The sequence below is a fragment of the Luteimonas sp. FCS-9 genome (assembly GCF_001014645.1).
GTDB lineage: Bacteria > Pseudomonadota > Gammaproteobacteria > Xanthomonadales > Xanthomonadaceae > Luteimonas.
The window spans coordinates 104,240-125,702 of record NZ_LASZ01000008.1; the positions used below are offsets into that span (position 1 = coordinate 104,240).

At 72.9% G+C, this 21,463-nt stretch carries 16 protein-coding genes; 3 read left to right on the plus strand and 13 right to left on the minus strand.

The window, feature by feature from the left end; all coding sequences use genetic code 11:
* Positions 1-151: 151 nt before the first annotated feature.
* The 3 genes from WQ56_RS09185 (at position 152) to WQ56_RS09195 (ending at position 3,347) form a co-directional block, all read left to right on the plus strand.
* Positions 152-1,090: a LysR family transcriptional regulator gene (locus WQ56_RS09185; RefSeq protein ID WP_047136785.1), complete on the plus strand. Its 939-nt coding sequence runs from the start codon at positions 152-154 to the stop codon at positions 1,088-1,090.
* Positions 1,091-1,299: 209 nt separating this feature from the next.
* Positions 1,300-2,751 (plus strand): aldehyde dehydrogenase family protein, encoded by a 1,452-nt coding sequence (locus WQ56_RS09190; protein WP_197076464.1) that lies wholly within the window; start codon positions 1,300-1,302, stop codon positions 2,749-2,751.
* On the plus strand, positions 2,748-3,347 hold the full coding sequence (locus tag WQ56_RS09195) for a UbiX family flavin prenyltransferase (RefSeq protein ID WP_047136786.1): 600 nt from the start codon (positions 2,748-2,750) through the stop codon (positions 3,345-3,347). The genes WQ56_RS09190 and WQ56_RS09195 overlap by 4 nt, the downstream gene beginning before the upstream one ends.
* Before the next feature lie 564 nt (positions 3,348-3,911).
* Here the strand turns inward: WQ56_RS09195 and WQ56_RS09200 are convergent.
* The 13 genes from WQ56_RS09200 to purT form a co-directional block, all read right to left on the minus strand.
* A complete protein-coding gene (locus WQ56_RS09200) occupies positions 3,912-5,609 on the minus strand; it encodes a GMC oxidoreductase (protein WP_047136787.1) in 1,698 nt (565 codons plus the stop codon).
* 58 nt (positions 5,610-5,667) lie between these two features.
* Positions 5,668-6,717, minus strand: coding sequence for an XdhC family protein (locus tag WQ56_RS09205; RefSeq protein ID WP_052772941.1), 1,050 nt, complete (start codon positions 6,715-6,717; stop codon positions 5,668-5,670).
* Entirely contained in the window at positions 6,717-7,502 is a 786-nt protein-coding gene (locus WQ56_RS09210) for an enoyl-CoA hydratase-related protein (RefSeq protein WP_047136788.1), read from the minus strand. The genes WQ56_RS09205 and WQ56_RS09210 overlap by 1 nt, the downstream gene beginning before the upstream one ends.
* A gap of 35 nt (positions 7,503-7,537) precedes the next feature.
* Positions 7,538-9,061, minus strand: coding sequence for an AMP-binding protein (locus WQ56_RS09215; protein ID WP_047136789.1), 1,524 nt, complete (start codon positions 9,059-9,061; stop codon positions 7,538-7,540).
* Entirely contained in the window at positions 9,054-9,566 is a 513-nt protein-coding gene (locus WQ56_RS09220) for a (2Fe-2S)-binding protein (protein WP_047136790.1), read from the minus strand. The genes WQ56_RS09215 and WQ56_RS09220 overlap by 8 nt, the downstream gene beginning before the upstream one ends.
* The gene (locus WQ56_RS09225; RefSeq protein ID WP_047136791.1) at positions 9,554-10,381 is read right to left on the minus strand and encodes an FAD binding domain-containing protein; all 828 of its coding nucleotides are present in this window, start codon (positions 10,379-10,381) and stop codon (positions 9,554-9,556) included. Before WQ56_RS09225 ends, WQ56_RS09220 begins: the two co-directional genes overlap by 13 nt.
* The gene (locus WQ56_RS09230; RefSeq protein WP_047136792.1) at positions 10,378-13,374 is read right to left on the minus strand and encodes a molybdopterin cofactor-binding domain-containing protein; all 2,997 of its coding nucleotides are present in this window, start codon (positions 13,372-13,374) and stop codon (positions 10,378-10,380) included. Before WQ56_RS09230 ends, WQ56_RS09225 begins: the two co-directional genes overlap by 4 nt.
* On the minus strand, positions 13,371-14,798 hold the full coding sequence (locus WQ56_RS09235; RefSeq protein ID WP_047136793.1) for a sodium:solute symporter family protein: 1,428 nt from the start codon (positions 14,796-14,798) through the stop codon (positions 13,371-13,373). Before WQ56_RS09235 ends, WQ56_RS09230 begins: the two co-directional genes overlap by 4 nt.
* Positions 14,799-14,941: 143 nt before the next feature.
* Positions 14,942-16,156, minus strand: a complete 1,215-nt coding sequence (locus WQ56_RS09240) for an alpha-hydroxy acid oxidase (protein WP_197076465.1) — start codon at positions 16,154-16,156, stop codon at positions 14,942-14,944.
* A 19-nt stretch (positions 16,157-16,175) separates the two neighbouring features.
* Complete coding sequence (locus tag WQ56_RS09245) at positions 16,176-17,900, minus strand: thiamine pyrophosphate-requiring protein (RefSeq protein ID WP_052772942.1); 1,725 nt, start codon at positions 17,898-17,900, stop codon at positions 16,176-16,178.
* Between the two features lie 217 nt (positions 17,901-18,117).
* On the minus strand, positions 18,118-19,284 hold the full coding sequence (locus WQ56_RS09250; protein WP_052772943.1) for an amidohydrolase: 1,167 nt from the start codon (positions 19,282-19,284) through the stop codon (positions 18,118-18,120).
* Between the two features lie 70 nt (positions 19,285-19,354).
* Positions 19,355-20,137: a sulfite exporter TauE/SafE family protein gene (locus tag WQ56_RS09255; protein WP_047136857.1), complete on the minus strand. Its 783-nt coding sequence runs from the start codon at positions 20,135-20,137 to the stop codon at positions 19,355-19,357.
* Positions 20,138-20,195: 58 nt separating this feature from the next.
* Complete coding sequence (gene purT, locus WQ56_RS09260; protein ID WP_047136795.1) at positions 20,196-21,395, minus strand: formate-dependent phosphoribosylglycinamide formyltransferase; 1,200 nt, start codon at positions 21,393-21,395, stop codon at positions 20,196-20,198.
* Between the last annotated feature and the right edge of the window lie 68 nt (positions 21,396-21,463).

Genomic DNA, 21,463 nt, shown 5'->3' on the forward strand with positions numbered 1-21,463 from the left:
CGGCGGGCGACGGGCGTCGTGTGGGGGGCCTTCCGGTGTTTCTCGTTGTTGTGGGGCGAGCGTCCCGCAGCTTTCCGATAATTCCAAATAATGAATTTAGATATGATCGATCAGATCGGATGAAGCACGCCGCGACGTGGAGGGACGCGCGATGGACCTGAGACAGATCAACTACTTCCTCGCCCTGTACGAGGAAGGCAGCGTCACCCGCGCCGCGCAGCGCATGAACGTGGTGCAGCCGGCGCTGTCGATGCAGATCGCCAAGCTCGAGCGCGAACTGGAGCAGAAGCTGTTCGAGCGCACGCCCAAGCGCATGGTGCCCACGTCGGCCGGACGCACGCTGCACCGGCTGGTCACGCCGATCCAGCGCGACCTGGCCGCGGCGATGTCGCACATGGCCAACCTGTCGGGCACGATCTCGGGCGAGGTCGCGATGGGCGTGCTGTCGTCGGTGACGCGCAGCGTGATCCCCGGCGTACTGATCGACTTCGCGCGCGACTACCCGGAGGTCGAGATCTCGATCGCCGACGGCTACTCGCAGACCTTCATCGAGTGGGTCAATGCCGGCAAGCTCGACCTGGCGGTGATCAACCGGCCCGCACGCCGGCTGGGCCTGGAGACGATCCCGCTGCTGGAAGAGGAGATGGTGCTGGTGTCGGCACGCGGCAACGCGCCGCCGTCGGTGCGCTCGCTGTCGGACGCCGCGCACCTGAAGCTGGTGCTGCCATCCAAGCGGCACGGCCTGCGCGCCGAGCTCGACCGGCACATGGCCGGGCTGGCCACCGACCTCGAACCGCGGCTGGAACTCGACTCCACCGATTCGATCGCCGACCTCGTCGCGCGCAGCGACTGGTTCACCGTGCTGCCGAGCATCGCGGTCCACCGCCAGCTGATGGACGGCAGCCTGATCGCGCACGCGATCGGCCGCACACGCATCGCCCGGCACCTGGTCGTGGTGCACCAGGCACGCCACCCGCCGGGGCCGGCGGCGATGCTGCTGATCGAGCGGCTGCGCGAGGCGCTGGTCGCGGCGCGCGCGGCGCTGCAGCCGAAAATCATCAGGATCGCTGATCGAAAAAATAAGGACTGATTATTCGACTTGATGGCGAGGGCGCGCTAGCGTGCCCTCGAACGGCGTGCCGACCGCGGGCACGTCCCGTCGACGCCTTCCCAGAACAGGCGCGACGGCCGGGAGGCGCGGGCGAGGACGGGCGGCGACGCCGCGCGTCCCGTGCCGGGTAGGGAACCGCCCGACCGCCGCCCCCTGCCGCCGCGCGCCATGCACAGGACCGCACGCCCGTGAGCATCCGCCCCGCGCAGCACTGGATCGACGGCGCCGCCGTCGGCGACGCCACCCTCCCCAGCCTGGATCCCGCCTCCGGCGCGGTTCTGGGCGCGTTCGCCGACGGCGGCGCGGTCGAATCCGCCGCCGCGATCGATGCGGCCCGCCGTGCGTTCGAGCGCAGCGACTGGGCCGCCGCGCCGCGGCTGCGCCAGCGCGTGCTGCTCGACTGGGCGGCCGCGCTGCAGGCGCAGGCCGGATCGCTGGCCGAGCTGCTGACGCGCGAGAACGGCAAGGTGCTGGCGCAGGCGCGCGGCGAGATCGCCGCGTCGATCTCCGAGATCGAGTACTACGCGGGCCTGGCCCGGCACCTGCCCGGTCACGTGCTCGAACCCGAACCGGGCGTGCTGTCGACGGTGCTGCGCGAGCCGGCCGGGGTGGCCGGCATCATCGTGCCGTGGAACGCACCGGCGGTGCTGCTGGTGCGCGCGCTCGGTCCGGCGCTCGCGGCCGGCTGCACGGTCGTGGTCAAGCCGGCGGCGCAGACGACGCTGTTCAACGCCGCGCTGCTGGCGCCGCTGCTGGCGCACCCGCAGCTGCCGGCCGGCGTGGTCAACGTCTTCGGCGAGGCCGGGCATGCGGGCGCGTCGCTGCTGGCGACCTCGCACGACGTCGACGCGATCTGCTTCACCGGCTCGACCGCGGTCGGCAAGACGATCATGCGCGACGCCGCCGACAGCATGAAGAAGCTCTCGCTCGAACTGGGCGGCAACTCGGCCTGCCTGGTGTTCGAGGACGCGGACATCGACGCGGTCGCGCCGCAGCTCGCGGCCGCGGCGACGATCATCTCCGGCCAGCAGTGCACGGCCGCGCGGCGCGTGCTCGTGCACGCCAGCCGGCTGGACGCGATGAAGCGCGCGTTGGCCGGCGCGCTGGGCGCGCTGCGGGTGGGCCCCGGCCTCGATCCGGCCAGCCAGATGGGACCGCTGATCGACGTCGCCGCGCGCGATCAGGTCGCCGCGCGCATCGCACGCGCGTTCGACGCCGCCGACGAGGTGCTGCTGCGCGGCACGACGCCGGGCGGCGCGCTGGCCGGTGGGGCGTTCCTGACGCCGTCGCTGGTGTTCCACCGCGACAGCGCTGCGGACTTCGTGCAGGAGGAGATCTTCGGGCCGTTCCTGGTGCTCGAAGCGTTCGAGGACGAGGCCGAGGCGGTCGCACGCGCGAATCACACGGTGTTCGGGCTGTCGGCGAGCGTGTGGACGCACGACGGCGCGCGCGCGCAGCGGGTGGCGCGGGCCCTGCGCAACGGCACGGTGTGGATCAACGCGCACAACCGGCTGCTGCCGGAGGTCGAGACCGGCGGCTACCGGCAGAGCGGGCTGGGCCGGCTGCACGGCTACGACGCGCTGGCCGACTTCACCGAGCTCAAGCACGTCTACCAGGCGCCCGGTATGGTGGGCCGATGAGCGCGGGCGAGCGGCACGATCCGCGCAATCCGCCGCTGATCGTCGGCATCTCCGGCGCCAGCGGGGTCGTCTACGGGGTGCGCATGCTCGAGCTGCTGCGCGCGCTCGACATCCCGACGCACCTGGTGATGTCCAAGTCGGCGGAGATCACGATCGCGCACGAGACCGACCTGAAGATCGCGCAGGTCAAAGCGCTGGCGACCGAGGTGCACGCGCCGCACGACATCGCCGCGGGCATCTCGTCGGGCTCGTTCCGCACGCGCGGGATGGTCGTGGCGCCGTGCTCGATGCGGTCGATGGCCGAGATCGCCGGCGGGGTGACCTCGAGCCTGCTCACGCGCGCGGCCGACGTGGTGCTCAAGGAGCGTCGCCGGCTGGTGCTGATGGTGCGCGAGACGCCGCTGCACACCGGACACCTGCGCAGCATGACGCAGCTGTCGGAGATGGGCGCGATCATCGCGCCGCCGGTCCCGGCGTTCTACGCGCGGCCGTCGTCGATCGAGGCGATGGTCGAGCACACCGTCGGCCGGGTCCTCGATCTGTTCGACATCGACACCGGCACCGTGCGGCGCTGGCGGGAGCCGCCGGCCGGGTAGGCCTCGCACCGATGAGGCGTCTCGTCGTCGCCTCAGCAGGAGCAGGAGCGGGAGGATTGCTGGGCGACGTTGAAGCGCATCGGTGTGGTGCTTCGCTTCTCTTTATCGCGACCTGAGGGTCCCCGTCGTGGCCGGCAGGCCCTTGCCGCGAATGTCCCCCGGCCACCGCCATACGGCGATGGCCTCCTCCTTGATTTCGCGCAAGGGCCTGCCGACCGCGACGGGGATCGGCTTGCGGATCGTGCGGTCTGTCGTCGTCGGATCGCTCGCCGTCCCTTTCCAACGGCCATGCGCCGGGCCGGAAAGGAAGCAGGCGCCCCCCCACACCCTCCGGAAGCCGAGCCCCGCCGGGACCGGTGGCCTTCTCGGCGAAATCAAGGGGGAGGCCGCCGCCGGCTGGCGGTGGCCGGAGGACATTCGCGCGAGGAGGCCACCGGTTCCGGCGGGGCCTGCCAGATCGCGATAAAGAGCAGCGAAGCGAGGCGTCTCCATGACGCTGCCGCAGCCGACGGCCCCTCGGTTAGGAGCAGCCGCCTCCTTCGTCTCCGCTTTGCAGGACGCAGCTCAACCACGCTCGCGCACCAGCCCGTCGGCGATCTTCTCGGCGATCATGATCGTCGGGATGTTGGTGTTGGCCGTGGGCAGGCGCGGCATCACCGAAGCGTCGGCGACATAGAGGTTGTCGAGGCCGATCACGCGCCCGGCCGGATCGACAACGGCGTGCGGATCGCGCGGGTCGCCCATGCGGCAGGTGCCGCTGGCGTGCCAGACGCCGAACACGTGGGTGCGCACGAAGGCTTCGAGCCGGTCATCGTCGGCGAGCACCGAGGCCAGCGAGCGGCCGCCGTTCATGACCCGCCGCAACACCCGGTGGCGCAGCGCCGCCGGCACGTCGAGCAACGCGCCCAGCAGCGCGGTCGCGACCGCGTTGCGCCGCCGTACCGCGCTCAGGCGCTTGATCGCCGGCGTGAAGCCGGCCGGGAACAGGTCGTCGGGGTCGGGATTGACCGCCTCGCACACCGCCAGCCGCGCGAGCCGGCGCACGCCGTCCATCATTCGCGCCAGGTCCTCGGGCGCCGACAGCAGCCCCAGGTCCACGTGCGGCAGGTCGTCGGCCGACGGCGAGCGCAGCGCCACCCGCCCCTGCGACTGCGGCCGGTTGCACCACAGGAAGTACAGCCCCAACCGGCGGCCCAGCGCATGCCAGCCGGCGCGCGCCGACGCGGTGACGTACATGTCCGACGCCGCGCCGCCGGGGAGCCCGGAGCTGTAGCGCATCGCCACGAAGCTGGCGCGGCGGTACGCGGCCGGCAGCCGCAGCGCGCGCGGCAGGTACTGGCACAGCGTCAGCGCCGGATGGTCGCGCAGGTTGCGGCCGACGCCGGGCAGGTCGGCGACGACCGCGATACCCAGCGCCGACAGCGCCTCGCCCGGCCCGATGCCCGCGCGCATCAACAATGCCGGCGTCTGCAGCGCGCCGGCGGTCGCGATCACGCGACGCGCCGACACGACGTGCCGGATGCCGTCGCATTCGAACTCGACGCCGGCGACCGCGCGCCCTGCCATGCGCAGCGCGGTCGCCCGGGTGTGCGCGCGGATCTCCAGGTTCGGCCGTGCGCGCACCACGGCGTCGAGATAGCCGGTCGCGGCCGAGACGCGGCGGTCGTCGCGGTTGGAGAATGCGGGCGGGAACAGGCCGTCCTCGAAGTCGCCGTTCTGGTCCAGCCGCATCGACAGGCCGCTCGCGGCCAGCGCGGCCGTCACCGCGTGCCCGTACGGCGGAAAGGCCTCGGGCCGGATCCGCCGGATCGGGATCGGGCCGTCCCGGCCGTGCAGCGGGCCGTCGCAGTCGAGGTCGCGCTCGAGCCGGCGGAAGTACGGCAGCACGCCGTCCCAGTCCCAGCCGTGCGCGCCGAGCTCTGCCCACTCCGCGTAGTCGCGCGGCAGGCCGCGGTTGGCCGCCTGCACGTTGATGCTCGAGCCGCCGCCCATGACCCGCGCCTGCTCGTAGGCGCGCGTCAGCGGACGGCCGTTGGCGGCCGTCGTCGTGGTCGCGGCCAGGCCCGGCCAGACGTAGCGCTCGCCGTGGAACAGCGCCATCGGATAGCTGTCGAGCAGTTCGGGCGGCACGCCGCCCGGCGGCGTGTCCATGCCCGCCTCGACCAGAAGCACGCGGCGCGCGGGATCGGCCGACAACCGGCTGGCCAGCACGCAGCCGGCCGAGCCGCCGCCGATCACGATGTCGTCGAAGATCGCATCCATCGGGAAGAGTCGCCTCGGGGTCGTCTCGCGCGTGCGGGCGTGGCGCCCGCACCGCGCATCATGCCGATGCCGTCGCCGCGATGGGCACCGCGCCCGTCGCCGCGCGCTCGGCATCGAGGAAAGCCTGCAGCTGCACCGCGATGCTCAGCGAGATCGCCTCGGCGCCGCGGGCGGCGAGCAGGCCGACCGGCGCCTGCAGCCGGCCCTGCAACTGCGCGACGGCGCGCGCGGGCAGCGTGCGCAGCAGGTCGTCGCGCCGCCGCGCCGGACCGAGCAGGCCGACGAAGCGGACCGACGGATCGGCCGCGAGCACCTCCAGCGCCTCGCGGTCGCGCTCGAAGTTGTGGTGCATCACTAGCGCGACCGGCGCTGCGCGCGCCTGTCGGGCGCCCGCCGACGGCGGCCCCTCGACCACGGCATCGGCCGCCCGCGCGATCTCGAGCCAGCGGCTGCGGTCCTCGACGATCGCGACGTGCCAGCCGGCCGCCTGCAGCATCGGCACCAGCCATGGCGTCTCCGGCCCGGCGCCGTGGATGCGTACCGACGGCATCGGCGCGATCGACAGCGACCAGCGCGGCGCGGCGCCGCCGCGCGCCCACGGCACCGGCGGCATCGCGACCGCGGCGTCGACGCGTTGCGCGCCGATCCGCGCGGCCACGCGCGAGGCGGCGGCATCGACCGACAGCGCCAGCGGTCCGGCGCCGGCCAACCAGGCCGCGCACAGCGCGTCCCAGCCGGGCATGCCGGCGACCGGCAGCAGCGCGACGCGCAGTCGCCCGCGGCAGCCGGTGGCGCCGCCGGAGAACACGTCCTCGTCGTCGCGCGCGTCGACCTCGATCCATTCCACGCGCGCTCCGGCGGCCGCACGCGCGGCGTGCCGCGCGATGTCCGGCTCCAGGCAGCCGCCGCTGAGCCAGCCGGCCTGGCTGCCGTCGGCGTCGAACAGCGCGAAGTCGGCGACCCGGGCGTAGGTCGATCCCACGGTCTCGAGCACGACCGCCAGCACGGGCGCGCGCCCGAGCGCCAGCGACCGCGCCAGCGCTTCGACGACACCGGCGCGCCCGCCGCGGCGGGGCGCCGGACGCCCGGCGGTTGCCGGCGTGCGCATCAGCTGCCGACGAACGCAGGCTTGCGCTTGGCGTGGAACGCCTCGACGCCCTCGCGGAAATCGTCGGAACTGCGCAGGCGGCTGTAGCAATGGCCCTCGAGCTCGATCGCGATCGACAGGCTCGCATCCTCGGTGTCGTTGAGCAGCTTCTTGGCCGTGCGCTGGGCCAGCGGCGAGAAGCCGACCAGCTCGGCGACCAGCGCGGCGGTCGCGTTCTCCAGCTCGGCATCGGGCACCAGTTCGGTGGCGATGCCCCAGTCGTAGGCCTGCTGCGCCTTGATGCGCTTGGAGCGCATCACGATGTCCTTGGTGCGGGTGATGCCGACGATCTTCTGCAGCCGCGCCGACCCGCCCGAGCCCGGGATCTGGCCGAGCTTCTGCTCGGGCAGCGCGTACTCGCAGGTCTCCGAGACGATGCGGAAGTCGCAGGCCAGCGAGATCTCGAAGCCGACGCCGAAGGTGTAGCCGCGGTTGGCGGCGATCACCGGCTTCTTCGCGCGCGCCGGCGCAGCGACGTTCCAGGCCAGGTGCGAAACGTGCTCGGGCGAGGCTTCCAGGAAGCCCTTGATGTAGCCGCCCGAGGAGAAGTGCTCGCCCTCGGCGCGGATCACGATCACCCGCACGCGGGCGTCGTCGTCGAGCCGCTCGAAGGCCAGGCGCAGTGCGTCGCGCTGGTCCATACTGATGGTGTTGAACGGCGGGCGCGCGAGCACGATGTCGCCGCGCTGGGCGTCGGCGTCGATCTCGATGCGGAAACCGTCGAACTGTTCGGAAATCTGGGACATGCGTTGCTGCCTTGTGGAGTGTGTGTGGGGAGGAATCAGGGCGCGGGGGTGTAGTCGCCGGCGGTCAGCTTGCGCCGCAGCAGCTTGCCGACCGGGGACTTGGGGATCTCGTCGACGAACACGAAGCGCCTCGGGCGCTTGAAGTTCGCAAGCCGCGAATCGCGGCACCAGGCGTCGAGCTCGGCCTCGGTGACCGCGCCGCGGCGGCGCACGAACGCGGTGACCACGCGGCCCCAGCGCTCGTCGGGCAGGCCGACCACGGCGACCTCGTCGACCTCGGGATGCAGCGACAGGTGGCTCTCGATCTCCACCGGCGAGACGTTCTCGCCGCCGGAGATGATCATGTCGTCCACGCGCCCGGTGACGAACAGATCGCCGTCCTCGTCGACGTAGCCGGTGTCGCCGGTGAAGTACCAGCCGCCGCGCAGCGCCTTGGCGTCGGCGTCCGGGCGCCGCCAGTAGCCCTCGAACGCCTCGTCGCCGGCCAGCAGCGCGACGATCTGGCCTTCCTCGTTGGGCGCTGCGCGCGTCTGCGCGTCGGCCGCGTCCAGCGGCACCACGCGCACCATCTGGTTGAGGCCCGAGCGACCCGCGCTGCCGGGCTTGGCCGGCGCGTCGTCCTCGATGGTGAAGGTGTAGATCTCCGAGGACCCGTAGTGGTTGACGAACAGGTCGGGCGAGAACGCCGCCTGCAGCGTCTTGAGCAGGCCGTCGGTCATCGACGCGCCGGCGAAGCCGAGCGTGCGCACCGACGACACGTCGGTCGCGGCGAAGTCCGGATGGTGGACCACGTCGTGGTAGAGCGTGGGCACCAGGTACAGATTGTCGATCCGCTCGGCCGCGATCAGCCGCAGCGCCTGGGCGGCGTCGAACTTCGGCAGGCACACGAAGGTACCGTTGAGCAGCGCGCAGGCCAGCAGCGAGCGCACGCCCATCGTGTGGTAGAGCGGCATCACGCCCAGCGTGCGCGCGCCGTTGCCGTAGCGGTTCTGCGCGATGTGCGCGATCGCCGCGGCGCGCTCGGCGCGGTGGCGGCGCGGCACGCCCTTCGGCTTGGACGTGGTGCCCGAGGTGTAGAGCATCAGCGACCAGTCGTCGGCGCCTGCGCGCGGCTGCACCGGCGCGGCGTCGAACTCGAGCCAGTCGGAGAAGCGCTGCGCACCGGGGCGGTCGACGTCGAGCGTCACGTGCAGCACCGCCTCGTCGAGCCCGGCGGCGGCGATGGCCTTGGCCGGCGCGTCCTCGTAGACGATCGCGCGCGCCTCGGCGTCGTGCACGCAGAACGCGACGTCCTCGGCGGTCGCGCGCCAGTTCAGCGGCACCAGGATCACCCCGGCGAACTGGCAGGCCCAGTGCAGCGTCGCCGCTTCCCAGCGGTTGCGCAGCACGCCGACGACGTGATCGCCGGCGCGGATGCCCGACGCGTCGAGGCCGGCGACGACCGACGAGATCGCGCGGTGCCAGGCGGCGTAGTCGAGACGGACCTCGCCGTCGACGATCGCCAGCGCCTGCGGGTCGCGTTCGACGGCGGCGAGGAAGGTGGTTCCCAGATCAAGCATGCGCGCGTTCCTCCTTCAGCCGCTGCTGCGCGTGCACGGCGGCCTTGACGATGGTGGCGTAGCCGGTGCACCTGCACAGGTGGCCGGACAACATGTCCCTGAGTTCGGACTCGCTGGCGTCGGGCTGCGCGCGCAGGAAGCCGTCGAGCGACATCAGGATTCCCGGCGTGCAGAACCCGCACTGCAGGCCGTGGTGTTCGCGGAACGCGGCCTGCAGCACGCCGAGCGTGTGGCCGCCGTCGGGCGACAGGCCCTCGACGGTGCGCACGTCGGCGCCCGCGCTCTGCACCGCCAGCGCCAGGCACGACCGCGACGGCACGCCGTCGATCAGCACCGTGCAGGCGCCGCACACGCCGTGCTCGCAGCCGACGTGGGTGCCGGTGGCGCCGAGCTCGTGGCGCAGGAAGTCCGACAGCAGCATGCGCGGCTCGGCGAACCCGTCGACCTTGCGACCGTTGAGGGTCAGCGTCACCGGATGGCGGCCGCCGGCGGTCAGTTTCGGCATCGCAGCGCCTCCTCGATCGTGTCCCGGCCCAGGCGCCGGACGAGCTCGCGGCGATAGCGCGCGGTCGCGTGCAGGTCGTCGCGGGCGTCCAGGTCCCAGGCGTACTGGTTGAGGGCGTCGTCGAAGTCCGACGCGCCCGGCAGCGGCAGTTCGCGCACGGTGGGGATGTCGGCGACGCCGCCGACCCCCAGGCGCACGCCCGTTGCGGTGGCCACCGCCGCGCACGCGACGATGGCGAAATCGCCGTGCCGGCGACCAACCTCGCGGAACGCGTAGCCGGTGCCCGGCTGCGCGGCAGGGAAGGTCACCGACTCGATCAGCTCGGTATCGCCGCGCGCGGTCGCCATCATGCCGACGAAGAACTCCGCGGCCGGGATCGACCGCGCCTTCCTGCGATGCCGCAGCTGCAGCGTGCCGCCCAGCGTCAGCAGGCACAGCGGCTGCTCGGCGCTGGGATCGGCGTGCGCGATCGAACCGACGACCGTGCCGCGGTTGCGGGTCTGCGCGTGGCCGACCCACGGCAGCGCGCGGGCCAGCAGCGGCAGCCGCGGATCGCGCACGGCCCAGTCCAGCAGCCGTGCCTGGCGCACGCCGGCGCCGACCCGAATGCCGGCCTCGGTCGCCTCGATGCGCGACAGCGATTCGACGTGCATCACGTCGACCAGCAGCGCGGGCTTGGCCAGGCGCATGCTCAGCATCGGCACCAGCGACTGCCCGCCGGCGAGGATGCGGGCCTGGTCGCCGGCCTCGTGCAGGTGCGCGAGCACCTCGTCGCGGTCGCGCGCGCGGACGTAGTCGAACGGTGCCGGCTTCATCGGCCTGCTCCCAGGCGGCGCAGCAGGCGCCGCCACCAGCCGGCGATGCCGCCGCGGCCGCCGCCGGCCTTGGCCGCCAGGCCGTCGAACAGCTGGCCGATCACGACCTTGGCCGCGCCGTCGAGCAGGCGGCCGCCGATGGAGGCGACCTTGCCGCCGATGACGACCTCGTAGCGGTAATGGATCTCGGTGCGTCCGGGCGCGGCCTCGACCAGCGTCACCGCGCCGCTGCCGTTGCCGAAGCCCAGCGCGCCGGTCGTGGTGCCCTTGAGCGTCAGCGATTCGGGCTCGACCAGGTCGTGCAGGCCGACCTTGGCCTTGTAGCGGCCCTTGACCGGACCGATGCCGAGCGTGACGTCGGCGGCGAACTCGGTGGGCGAGGGTTTCTCGATGCCGTGCGCGCCGGGGATCACCGAGGCGAGCGTGTCGGGATCGAGCAGCATGTCCCAGACCTGCTGGCGCGGTGCGTCGACCCGGGCGACGCCCTCGCCGACGAGCTTGCGCTCGCCCGGCCGCGCCGGCGGCGCGGCCTTCTTCGCCAGCGGGCGAGCCGGCGGCGCTTCCTCGCCGTGCAGGTGCGGCGCCAGGCGCGACGGCACCAGCGGCAGCTCGACGTCGGCGATCGACAGCGCGTCGGCCACCGCGTTGGCCAGGCACACCGGCGTGGACATGCAGTTGCCCTCGCCCACGCCCTTGGCGCCGAGCGGGGTGAACGGCGACGGCGTTTCGTGGTGCAGGATCAGCGGCGGCACCACCTCGACCGCGGTCGGCACCAGGTAGTCGGCGAACGTGCCCGACAGGAAGCTGCCGTCGTCGCCGTAGCTGTGTTCCTCGTACAGCGCGGCGCCGAGCGCGTGCGCGTAGCCGCCGTTGACCTGGCCCTCGACCATGCCCGGATGCAGGATGCGCCCGCAGTCGTGCATGGTCACGTACTTGTCGATGCGCACCTGCGCGGTGTCGCGGTCGATCTCCACGCCGCAGAAGTCGAAGATGAAGCCGTGGCACAGCGAGCTGTTGACCTCGTCGGCGGTCGTCGGCGCGGTCAGCTGCGGCGGGCTCCAGAACGCGGTCTCGCGGATCGCGTGGTCGACGTCGTCGGGCAGCGTGCCCGGCGCCCAGTGACTGCTGGACGCCACGCGCGCGAACGGCAGCGGCCTGCCGTCGCCGCCGCGCACGCGCAGCGTCGCGTCGACGAACTCGACCTGCGCCGGCCCGCAGCGCAGCTGCGCGGCCGCGATCTTCGCCAGCTTGTCGCGCAGGCGCGTGGCGGCGATGTGCGCGGCGCCGGCGACCGCGGCGGCGAAGCGGCTGGAATAGTTGCCCGAGGCGATCGACCAGGCATCGCGCGCGGTGTCCATCTCGGTGACGACGCGGACGTCGCCGGGCGTCAGCCCGAACACGTCGGCGACGACCTGCGCGATCACCGTGCGATGGCCCTGGCCCTGCGGCACCGAGGCGATGTGCACGCTGACCGAACCGACCGCGTCGATCTGGATCGTCGCGGTGGCCTGCGCGCCGTTCTTCGGCCCGGCCTTGGCACGCTGCTCGGGCGTGAGCACCGCGGTGATGTAACCCATGTTCGACACGCTGGGCTCGACCGCCGCGGTGAAGCCGATGCCGTAGTGGCGACCCTGCGCGCGCGCGGCATCGCGCCGCGCGATGAGCTCGGCCAGCCCGCCCTCGTCCACCGCGCGGTCCACGGCGGTGCGGTAGTCGCCCGAGTCGAGCAGCGCGCCGGTCGCGGTGCGGTAGGGAAACGCATCGGCCGGCACCAGGTTGCGGCGGATGACCTCGAGCGGGTCGAGGCCCAGTTCGATGGCGATGCGCTGCATCAGCCGTTCGAGCGCGAAGTAGACCTGCGGACCGCCGAAGCCGCGGTTGAGGCCGGTCGGCATCTTGTTGGTCAGCACGACGCGGTTGCGGATCGACACGTGCTCGATCGCATAGGCGCCGGTCATGTTGCCGTGCATGCGGTAGAGCGTCGCCGGCTCGGGCGCGCGCAGGTGCGCGCCGCAGTCCTCGAGCTGGTCCCAGGCCAGCGCGCGCACGCGCCCGTCCGCATCCACCGCGGCCTCGAGCCGGGTGTCGCGGTTGGTCGCGCAGACCGAGGCCGACAGGTGCTCGAGCCGGTCCTCGAGCCACTTCACCGGACACTGCGCGACGCGCGCGGCGACCGCGACCAGCACGATGTACGGGAAGATGCCCTGCTTGACGCCGTAGCTGCCGCCCGACTCGGGCGGCGTGCGCAGGCGCAGGCGGTTGCCTGGCACCTTGAGCGCCCGTGAAATCACCGCGTGGATGCTGAAGGGGCCCTGGAAGTTGGCCAGCACGTCGTAGCCGTCGATGCCCGGGTCGTACTCGGCCAGCACGCCGTAGCACTCCATCGGCGTACAGCTGTTGCGCGGATAGCGCACGTCGATCGCGACGCGATGCGCGGCCTGCACGAACGCGGCCTCCGGATCGCCGTAGCGGAAGCTGCGCTCGCTGGCGACGTTGCCGCCCAGGCCGTCGTGCAGCACCGGCGCGTCGGCGGCGATCGCCCGCTGCGGATCGACCACCGCGTCGAGCGCCTCGTACTCGACCTCGATCAGCTCCATCGCGTCCTCGGCGACGTAGCGGTCGCGCGCGACCACGATCGCCACCGGCTCGCCGACGTAGCGCACGCGGTCGGTCGCGATCGGCCAGCATTCGATCGGCGCCTTGACGCCGACCACCAGGCTCGTCGTCAGCGCCTGCACGTCCGCGGCCGTGAGCACTGCGGTCACCCCGTCGAGCGCGCGCGCCTTCGCGGTGTCGATGCCGACGATGCGCGCATGGCCGTGCGGCGAGCGCAGGATCGCCGCGTGCTGGGTCCGCGGCGGCGTGCCGACGTCGTCGAAGTAGCGGCCGCGCCCGGTCAGAAGCGCGGCGTCCTCCACCCGCGGCAGCGCCCGGCCCACCCAGGCGCCGGTGCGCGCGTCCGCGCCGTCGAGCGTGTCGGCGATCGCGGTCATCGCGTCCCGGTCCCGCCGTCGGCGACCGCCTCCGGCTCGGGCTGCGCCCCGCGGAACAGGTGGCTGATGCTCATCACCACCAGCGGGATACACAGCGCGACGTAGGCGTTGTCGATGCCCCAGGGATTGCCGGCCAGGAACCAGCCGATCGTGCCCACCAGCGACAGCACGATGCTGACGATCGCCCCGCCCCGGGTGCCGAAGCGCGGCGAGTAGAACGCCATGAACACCAGCACCGCCAACGCGGCGCGTAGCGCCTTGGCCAGGAACGTCACCTTGACCACGTCGGCGGCCACCAGCGCCAGCAGCAGCGGGATCAGCCCGACGACGACCGTCGTCACCCGCACGAAGCGCAACGACCTGGGATCGGCCGCGCTGCGCCCGGTCATCGGCAGGTAGAAGTCCTTGAGCATCAGCGTCGCGCTGCCGATGTTGAGCGCCGAGATCGTGCCGAACGCCGCCGCGGCCAGGCCCGCCACGACCAGCGAGGCGAGGAACGTGCCCATGTCGGCGATCAGCATCGGGAATGCCTGCAGCGATTCGATGCCCGGGTAGAGCACGTGGGCGCAGACGCCGATCATCGCCGCCGCGAAGCCCAGCGGGATCAGCATCACCGACGACCAGACGGTCGCCACGCGCGCCTTGTGCCCGTCCTCCACCGTCGCGATCGCCTGGATCACGTACTGGGTGGCGAAGGTCGCGCCGGCGCCGGCGACGAGCCAGGCGACGATCTGCGACCAGCCGACGTTGTCGAGCGACCAGAACGCGGGCGGGACCTGCGCGCCGAGCGCCGACAGCCCGCCCACGCGCACGATGCCGAACACCATCGCCAGGAACACGCCACCGACGATGACCAGGCCGTGGATCACGTTGGTGTAGATCACCGAGCGCATGCCCCCGATGCCGACGTAGACCGAAGCGAGCACGCCGACCACGACGATCGCGACCTGGCGGTCGACTTCGAGCAGCGGCGCGAGCACCGCGCCGGCGCTGGCCATCGTCGACACGCCGACGATCTGCAGCGCGAAGATCATGATGATCGACGTCGCGACCTTGACCTTGGGGCCGTACACGCTCGACAGCACGCCCGAGATCGTGTTCTCGCCCAGCTCCTTGTACTTGCGTGCGAGCAGGAACGAGAACGCCAGAAAGCCGATGCCCAGCACCGCCACGTTCCAGCCGGCCGAGATCCCGAACTGGTAGGCGTACTGCGCGGTGCCGACGCTGGCGGTGGTGCCGATGAACTCCGACATCAGCAGCAGGCCGATCAGCAGCGCCGGGATCGCCTTGTCGCCGTGCCCGGTGCCCGAGGTGTAGCTGCGCGCATTGCGCGAATGCCGCAGCGCGTAGACGCTGACCAGGCTCAGCGCGACCATGTAGCCGACGGTCGCGGCCAGCACGACGACGTGGTTGTGCTCAGCCATGCGGGTGTTCCCCGGTCGATGATGCGGGCGCCGGTCCTGCGCAGATGCTCTGGTGGTTCATCGTTGTGGCCCCTCCCGAGGGCGCTGGCGGACGCTGCGGTCCGTTACGAATCACTGGCCGTGGTCGCCGCGAAGCGGCGCGGCTAGGCGGTCATGGCATCTCCTGCGGCCCGCAACGCGGGAACGTCCGTCGCACCGGCCTGGGCCAGCGCGATGCGGAATTCCTCGTCGAACAGCGCAGCGACGTGCGCGGCACCCTCGGGGCCCGCGGCGCCGTGGCCCCACAGGAAGGCCCGGCCGGCGAATGCGAAATCGGCGCCGGCGCGCAGCGCGCGCACCAGGTCGATGCCGTGGCGGATACCGCCGTCGATCAGCAGCCTGGCCCGGCCGGCGACACCGTGTGCGATGGCTGGCAGCGCCTCCAGCGCGGCGGGCGATGCGTCGAGCTGGCGGCCGCCGTGGTTGGAGACCAACACGCCGTCCATGCCGAGCGCCACGGCACGCGCTGCATCGTCGGGATGCAGCACGCCCTTGCACACCATCGCGCGCGGCCAGACATCACGGATGCGCGCGAGCGTCTCCCACGTCATGGGACCCGCCATCTGCCGGAAGACGTAGCCGGCCAGTGCCTGCGTACTGGCGTCGTCGCCGACATAGGGCCGGAAATTGTCGAATCGCGGTTGGCCGCGACGCAGCATGTCCAGCGCCCAGCGCGGCGCGCGCGCGACGTCGAACACCGTGCGCGGTCGCGGTTTGAACGGCACGACGAGCCCGTTGCGCACGTCGCCGCTCCGTTTGGCGCGCACCGGCACGTCCAGCGTCACCACCAGCACCTGCGCGCCGGCGGCCTCGGCGCGGCGCACCAGGTCCAGCGACACGCGATGGCCATCGGCGGGCACGCCGTAGAGCTGGAACCACCACACGTCCGGCGCGATCCGGGCGATGCGTTCGATGGTGCTGTTGCCGACCGTCGAGTAGATGTAGGGGATATTGGCCGCTTGCGCCGCGGCGGCGAGCGACTCGTCCGCGCCGGTGCGCAGCAGGCCGGTCAGGCCCATGGGCGCGACGCCGACCGGCAAGGCGTACTTGCGGCCGAACAGCGTCGTCCCCGTCTCGACCCGACGGACGTCCACGCCCCAGCGCGGAAGGATCGTCGCCGCATCGAGGGCGGCACGGTTGCGACGCACGCAGATGTCGTCGCCGACGCCGCCGGCCACGAAATCGTAGGCGAACCGGGGCGCACGACGACGCGCGGCGCGTTGCAGGTCGTCGACCGTCGGATAGCGGCGACGCAGAGCGGCCGCGCGGCCGCTCACGCCGCCGGTGCCCCAGCCGCGTGTGGACGCCGGGGCAGACACCGCGCCTGCGATCGTGCGCTCAGTAGTCACAGATCACGTTCACCAGCGCCTGGCGTCCGCCGCGCACGGCTTCGACCGCACGCGCGAGCGCGTCGGGCAGCGCGTCGGCATCCTCCACCCGCAGGCCGAGGCCGCCGCTGGCCTCGACGGCGTGTTCGAAGCGCGGCGACGGCGACAGGTCGGCCAGCATGCGGTGCGCGTCGTGCCCCGCATGGCCGTCGCGGTACATCGCCCGGGTCGAGTTGCGCACCGCGCCGTAGAGCGCGTTGTTGAACACCACGGTGAGCACCGGCAGACCGTGCGCCTCGGCCACCCAGTGGCAGGCGGTGGGGTTGGCGAACATGTAGGCGCCGTCGCCCAGCGTGGCGACGACCAGTCGCTCGGGCGCGGCGAGCTTGGCGCCCAGCGCCGCGCCCAGTCCCCAGCCCAGCCCGCCGGCCGGGCTCAGCCCGAAGTAGCTGCCCGGCCGCGTCTGCGGGCACTGCGACTGCCGCAGCGGGTATTCGTTGACGACGATCGCCTCGTCGCCGACCGCCGCGTGCACGCAGGCGCTGATCCACTCGGGCGTGATCGCGCCCTCGGGCCGGCGCCCGGCGGCCTGCCACGCGCGCCGCTGCGCCAGGCCGCGCGCGGCCGCGGTGCCGCGGCGCGATTCGAGCGCGGCGGCATCGATGCCGCCGGCCGCGTCGATCGCGTCCGAGAGCGCGTCGAGCAAGGCGTCGGCGCGGCCGGAGAGCGCCAGGTCGGTGCGGAAGCTGCGTAGCGGATAGCGCGCGCAGACCGGATCCTCGCCCAGATGCGCGACGCGGCAGTCCGCGGGCGGCGCCTGCACCGCGGGCACCCACGGCACGTCGCATTCGAGCGCGATCACCAGGTCGGCGTCGGCGAGCAGCGGCGCCGGGTCGTAGCCGGCGAACATCGGGTGGGTCGCGGCGATGTTGTGGAAGCGCGGGTGGAACACCGCGACCGGGACCGCATGGCGCTGCGCGAAGCGCTCCAGGGCTTGCGCGCCCGCAGGCGTGCGCCCGGCGCTCGCGGTCACGATCAGCGGGCGCTGCGCGGCGCGCAGCCAGCCGGCGAGCGTGGCGAGGTCCTGCGGATCGGGCCGCGGCGATGCCGGCGCGCGCAGCGGCGCGGGCGCCGACGCATGCTGGCCGACCGGCTCGGCCAGCACGTCGCGCGGCAGCGTCACGTAGGTCGGACCGCGCGGCGCGGTCGTCGCGACCTGGACCGCGCGCCGGACGATGTCGCCGGCCTGCTCGGGCAGGTGCAGTTCGTAGTCCCACTTCACCGCTTCGCGCAGCATGCCGGCCTGGTCGAACATCTCCTGCGCCCAGTGGATGTAGCGCGTGCGCGTGCCGTGGCGGCCGCGCTCGCTGTAGGGCGAGCGGCCGGCGAACAGCAGTACCGGGGTCTGGTCGCGGCTCGCGTCGAGCATCGCGTTGACGGTGTTCGCGGTGCCGACGTTGACGTGCACCATCACCGCCTGCGGCTGGCCGTCGATCATGCAGCTGCCGTGCGCCATCGCCACGGCGACGTTCTCGTGGGGAATCACCATCGGCCGCGGTGCCGGCGTGCCGTCGCGCGCGGCGCGGGCGAAGGCCTCGGCGATCGGCGGGAAATCGGTGCCGCCGTTGGCGAAGAAGTAACGCACGCCCGCGTCGGCCAGGCTGCGGACGAAGACGTCGGCGGCGCTGTCTGTCGGCGACGGCATCGCGCCCGCCGCATTCGCGGTGTTCGTCATTCCACCCTCCCGGTGTCGGCCCGTCGGCATGCCGCGGGCTCTTGTGTGCGAGGCCGCCGTGCACTGCGTGCCGCGACGACGTGGCCGACTCTAACGAGGGTTTTTCGATCAGAACAAGTAATGATTAATTATCGTTCGAATCATCCTTGATGATGATGAAGATGCTGCATTGCGGCATTTCTGCCGTCGATGCGTGCGACTGCGCGTCGCAGGGCGCTCAGCCCAGCCGTCGGCGCACGATGCGGTCGAACACCGCCACCGCGACCGGCAGCAACGCATCGTCGAAGCGGAACGTCGGGTGGTGGCACATCGCGCTGTCGATGCCGAGGAACAGGTACGCGCCGGGCCAGTGTTCGAGCATGTACGAGAAGTCGTCGGAGAATGGATAGGCGCGCGCGCCGGTGTCGACCTGGTCCGGCCCGAGCACGTCGGCGAGCGCCGCGGCCGCCAGCGCGGCCTGTTCGGGCGCGTTGACGCACGGCGGGCAGGCATGCGGCAGATCCAGGCGCACCCGGCAGCCGGAGATCGCCGCATGGCCGTCGCACAGTGCGCGCAGGCGCTGCAGCAGCGCTTCGTGCACGTCCTTCGACAGCGCGCGCAGCGTGCCGCTGAGCGTCGCCGTCGCGGGAATGATGTTGTGCGTGGTGCCGGCCTGCAGCGAGCCGACGTTGATCAGCGCGGTCTCCATCGGATCGATGTGGCGCCCGACGATCGCCGGGATCTCGACCGCCAGCCGCGCGGCGACCTGCAGCGGGTCGTTGGCCTTGTGCGGTGCGGCCGCATGGCCGCCGACGCCTTCGATCGTGATCTCGAACACCGCCAGCGACTGCAGCGTGGCCCCCGTGCGCACGCTCGCCCGCCCGGTGCCCAGCAGCGGCATGTTGTGGAACGCATACACCTCGTCGCAGGCGAAGCGTTCGAACAGGCCGTCCTCGATCATCCGGATCGCCCCGCGCCCGCCCTCCTCGGCCGGCTGGAAGACCAGCACCACGCGCCCGCTCGCGGGCGGATGCGCGACCAGGTGGCGCGCCGCGCCCAGCAGCGCCGCCGTGTGGCCGTCGTGGCCGCAGGTGTGCGCCACGCCGGGGCGCTGCGAGCGGAACGGCAGATCGCTGTCCTCGTCCATCGGCAGCGCGTCCATATCCGCGCGCAGGCCGATCGACAGGCCGGGCGCGCCGCTGTCGACGACCGCGACCACACCGGTGCCGCCCAGGCCCGTGTGCACCTGCAGGCCGAGCGCGCGCAGCGTGTCGGCGACCAGCGCCGACGTGCGCTGTTCCTCGAAGCCGAGCTCGGGCCAGGCATGGATCGCCCGGCGCCAGTCGGTCATCGCCGGCGCCAGCGCGCGGATCGGCTCGGGCACGTTCGGGGGGGAAACGGTCATCGCGATACTCCATGGGCGGCACGGCGTGCCGGCGGGTGATTCTGGAAAGACGGGCGTGCCGCGGCGCGGCTCACCACGGCAGCAGGCTGGCGCCGATGCCGTACATGAAGAGCGCGAACACCCGCTTGAGCGCCGGCCCGCTGATCGCGTGCGCGAGCCGCGTGCCCAGCGGCGCGACCAGCACCGAGGCCAGCGCGATGCCGATCGCGGCCGGCAGGTAGACGTAGCCCCAGGCCATCGCCGGCAGCACGTCGCCCGGCGCCTGCAGCGCGTAGCCCGAGGCGCTGGCCAGGCCGATGAAGACGCCGCAGGCGGCCGACGTGCCCACCGCGCGCACCGGCTGCACGCCGCGCCACACCAGCAGCGGCACGGTCATGCTGCCGCCGCCGATGCCCACCAGCGACGAGGCGATGCCGATGCCGACGCCGGCGCCGGTCATGCCCGCACCGGCCGGCACGATCGCCGATCCGGTGTCGGGCGGGGAGCGCGAGAGCAGCATCTGGGTGCCGGCAATCGCGCAGTAGACGACCACGCCGTACTTGAGCACGGCGCCGTCGAGCCCGATCGCCAGCCGCGCGCCGAGCCAGCCACCGACCAGCATGCCGGGCACCAGCCACGCCACCGAGCGCCACAGCACGCTGCCGCGCCGGTGGTGCGCGCGCGCCGACGACACGCCGGTCAGCACGATGCTCGCCAGCGACGTCGCCAGCGCCGCGTGCATCGCGGCCTCCTTGGGCACGCCGTAGACGGGCAACAGCCACACCAGAGCGGTCACCAGCACCAGGCCGCCGCCGATGCCGAGCAGGCCCGCGAGCACGCCGGCCACGGCGCCCAGCAGCGGGAACAGCAGCATCGACGCGCTCAGCACGGGCGGGGCCCTGCGGCGATCGGCGGGACGGGGCGCACGTGGCTCACCGCAGTTCGATCGCGATCGCCTCGGCGGCGGTTCGCGCCGTCTCGCGCGCCGCGTCCACGTCGGCGCCACGCGCGAGCGTCACGCCGACCCGGCGCTGGCCGTCCACGCGCGGCTTGCCGAACAGGCGCAGCGCGCTGTGCGGCGCCTGCAGCGCGGCCTCGATGCCCGAGAACGCCGGCACGCCGTGGCCGTGGGCGAGCAGCGCGCACGAGGCACCCGGCCCGGCGAGCAGCACCGTGCCGTCGGCGTCGACCGGGATCGGCAGGCCGAGGATCGCGCGCGCATGCAGCGCGAACTCGCTCAGGTCCTGCGAGGCCAGCGTGACCAGGCCGGTATCGTGCGGGCGCGGGGAGACCTCGCTGAACCAGACCTCGTCGCCGCGCACGAACAGTTCCACGCCGAACACGCCGCGCCCGCCCAGGTCGTCGGTCACGGCGCGGGCGACTTCGCGCGCGCGCTCCAGCGCACGCGGCGACATCGCCTGCGGCTGCCAGCTCTCGCGGTAGTCGCCGGCGACCTGCACGTGGCCGATAGGCGCGCAGAACGCGGTGCCGCCGGCGTGGCGCACGGTCAGCAGCGTGATCTCGTACTCGAAGTCGACGAAGCCTTCGACGATACAGCGCCCCGCGCCGGCGCGGCCGCCGGTCTGGGCGTAGTCCCAGGCGGCGTCGATGTCGGCCTCGGCACGTACCGTGCTCTGGCCCTTGCCCGACGACGACATCACGGGCTTGACCACGCACGGCAGACCGATCGCCTGGATCGCGTCGCGGTACTGCGCATGCGTGTCGACGAAGCGGTACGGCGAGGTCGGCAGGCCGAGCGTCTCGGCGGCGAGCCGGCGGATGCCCTCGCGGTCCATCGTCAGCCGGGTCGCGCGCGCGGTCGGGACGACTTGCAGGCCGGCCTCGCGCTCGAGCGCAACGAGCGTGTCGGTGTGAATCGCCTCGATCTCGGGCACGACCAGGTGCGGGCGCTCGGCGGCGATCAGCGCGCGCAGCGCGGCGGGGTCGAGCATGTCGAGCACGTGGCTGCGGTGGGCGACCTGCATTGCCGGGGCGTCGGCGTAGCGGTCGGCGGCGATCACCTCGACGCCGAAGCGCTGCAGTTCGATCGCGACCTCCTTGCCGAGCTCCCCCGAGCCGAGCAGCAGCACGCGGGTGGCGGACGGGGACAGCGGCGTGCCGAAGGTGGTCATGGGCGGCGGTTTCCGGGAAAGCGGCGGGAAGGCCGGGAATTCTAATCGCCCGGCGCCGGCCGCCCCAG

What these genes read in the sequence shown, in the direction of transcription:
- WQ56_RS09200 (WP_047136787.1), bottom strand. Translation starts at nt 5,609, where the DNA reads ATGGATGCGATCTTCGACGACATCGTGATCGGCGGCGGCTCGGCCGGC.
- WQ56_RS09235 (WP_047136793.1), bottom strand. Translation starts at nt 14,798, where the DNA reads ATGGCTGAGCACAACCACGTCGTCGTGCTGGCCGCGACCGTCGGCTAC.
- WQ56_RS09250 (WP_052772943.1), bottom strand. Translation starts at nt 19,284, where the DNA reads ATGACCGTTTCCCCCCCGAACGTGCCCGAGCCGATCCGCGCGCTGGCG.
- WQ56_RS09220 (WP_047136790.1), bottom strand. Translation starts at nt 9,566, where the DNA reads ATGCCGAAACTGACCGCCGGCGGCCGCCATCCGGTGACGCTGACCCTC.
- purT (WP_047136795.1), bottom strand. Translation starts at nt 21,395, where the DNA reads ATGACCACCTTCGGCACGCCGCTGTCCCCGTCCGCCACCCGCGTGCTG.
- WQ56_RS09185 (WP_047136785.1), top strand. Translation starts at nt 152, where the DNA reads ATGGACCTGAGACAGATCAACTACTTCCTCGCCCTGTACGAGGAAGGC.
- WQ56_RS09230 (WP_047136792.1), bottom strand. Translation starts at nt 13,374, where the DNA reads ATGACCGCGATCGCCGACACGCTCGACGGCGCGGACGCGCGCACCGGC.
- WQ56_RS09225 (WP_047136791.1), bottom strand. Translation starts at nt 10,381, where the DNA reads ATGAAGCCGGCACCGTTCGACTACGTCCGCGCGCGCGACCGCGACGAG.
- WQ56_RS09215 (WP_047136789.1), bottom strand. Translation starts at nt 9,061, where the DNA reads ATGCTTGATCTGGGAACCACCTTCCTCGCCGCCGTCGAACGCGACCCG.
- WQ56_RS09245 (WP_052772942.1), bottom strand. Translation starts at nt 17,900, where the DNA reads ATGACGAACACCGCGAATGCGGCGGGCGCGATGCCGTCGCCGACAGAC.
- WQ56_RS09205 (WP_052772941.1), bottom strand. Translation starts at nt 6,717, where the DNA reads ATGCGCACGCCGGCAACCGCCGGGCGTCCGGCGCCCCGCCGCGGCGGG.
- WQ56_RS09255 (WP_047136857.1), bottom strand. Translation starts at nt 20,137, where the DNA reads ATGCTGCTGTTCCCGCTGCTGGGCGCCGTGGCCGGCGTGCTCGCGGGC.
- WQ56_RS09210 (WP_047136788.1), bottom strand. Translation starts at nt 7,502, where the DNA reads ATGTCCCAGATTTCCGAACAGTTCGACGGTTTCCGCATCGAGATCGAC.
- WQ56_RS09195 (WP_047136786.1), top strand. Translation starts at nt 2,748, where the DNA reads ATGAGCGCGGGCGAGCGGCACGATCCGCGCAATCCGCCGCTGATCGTC.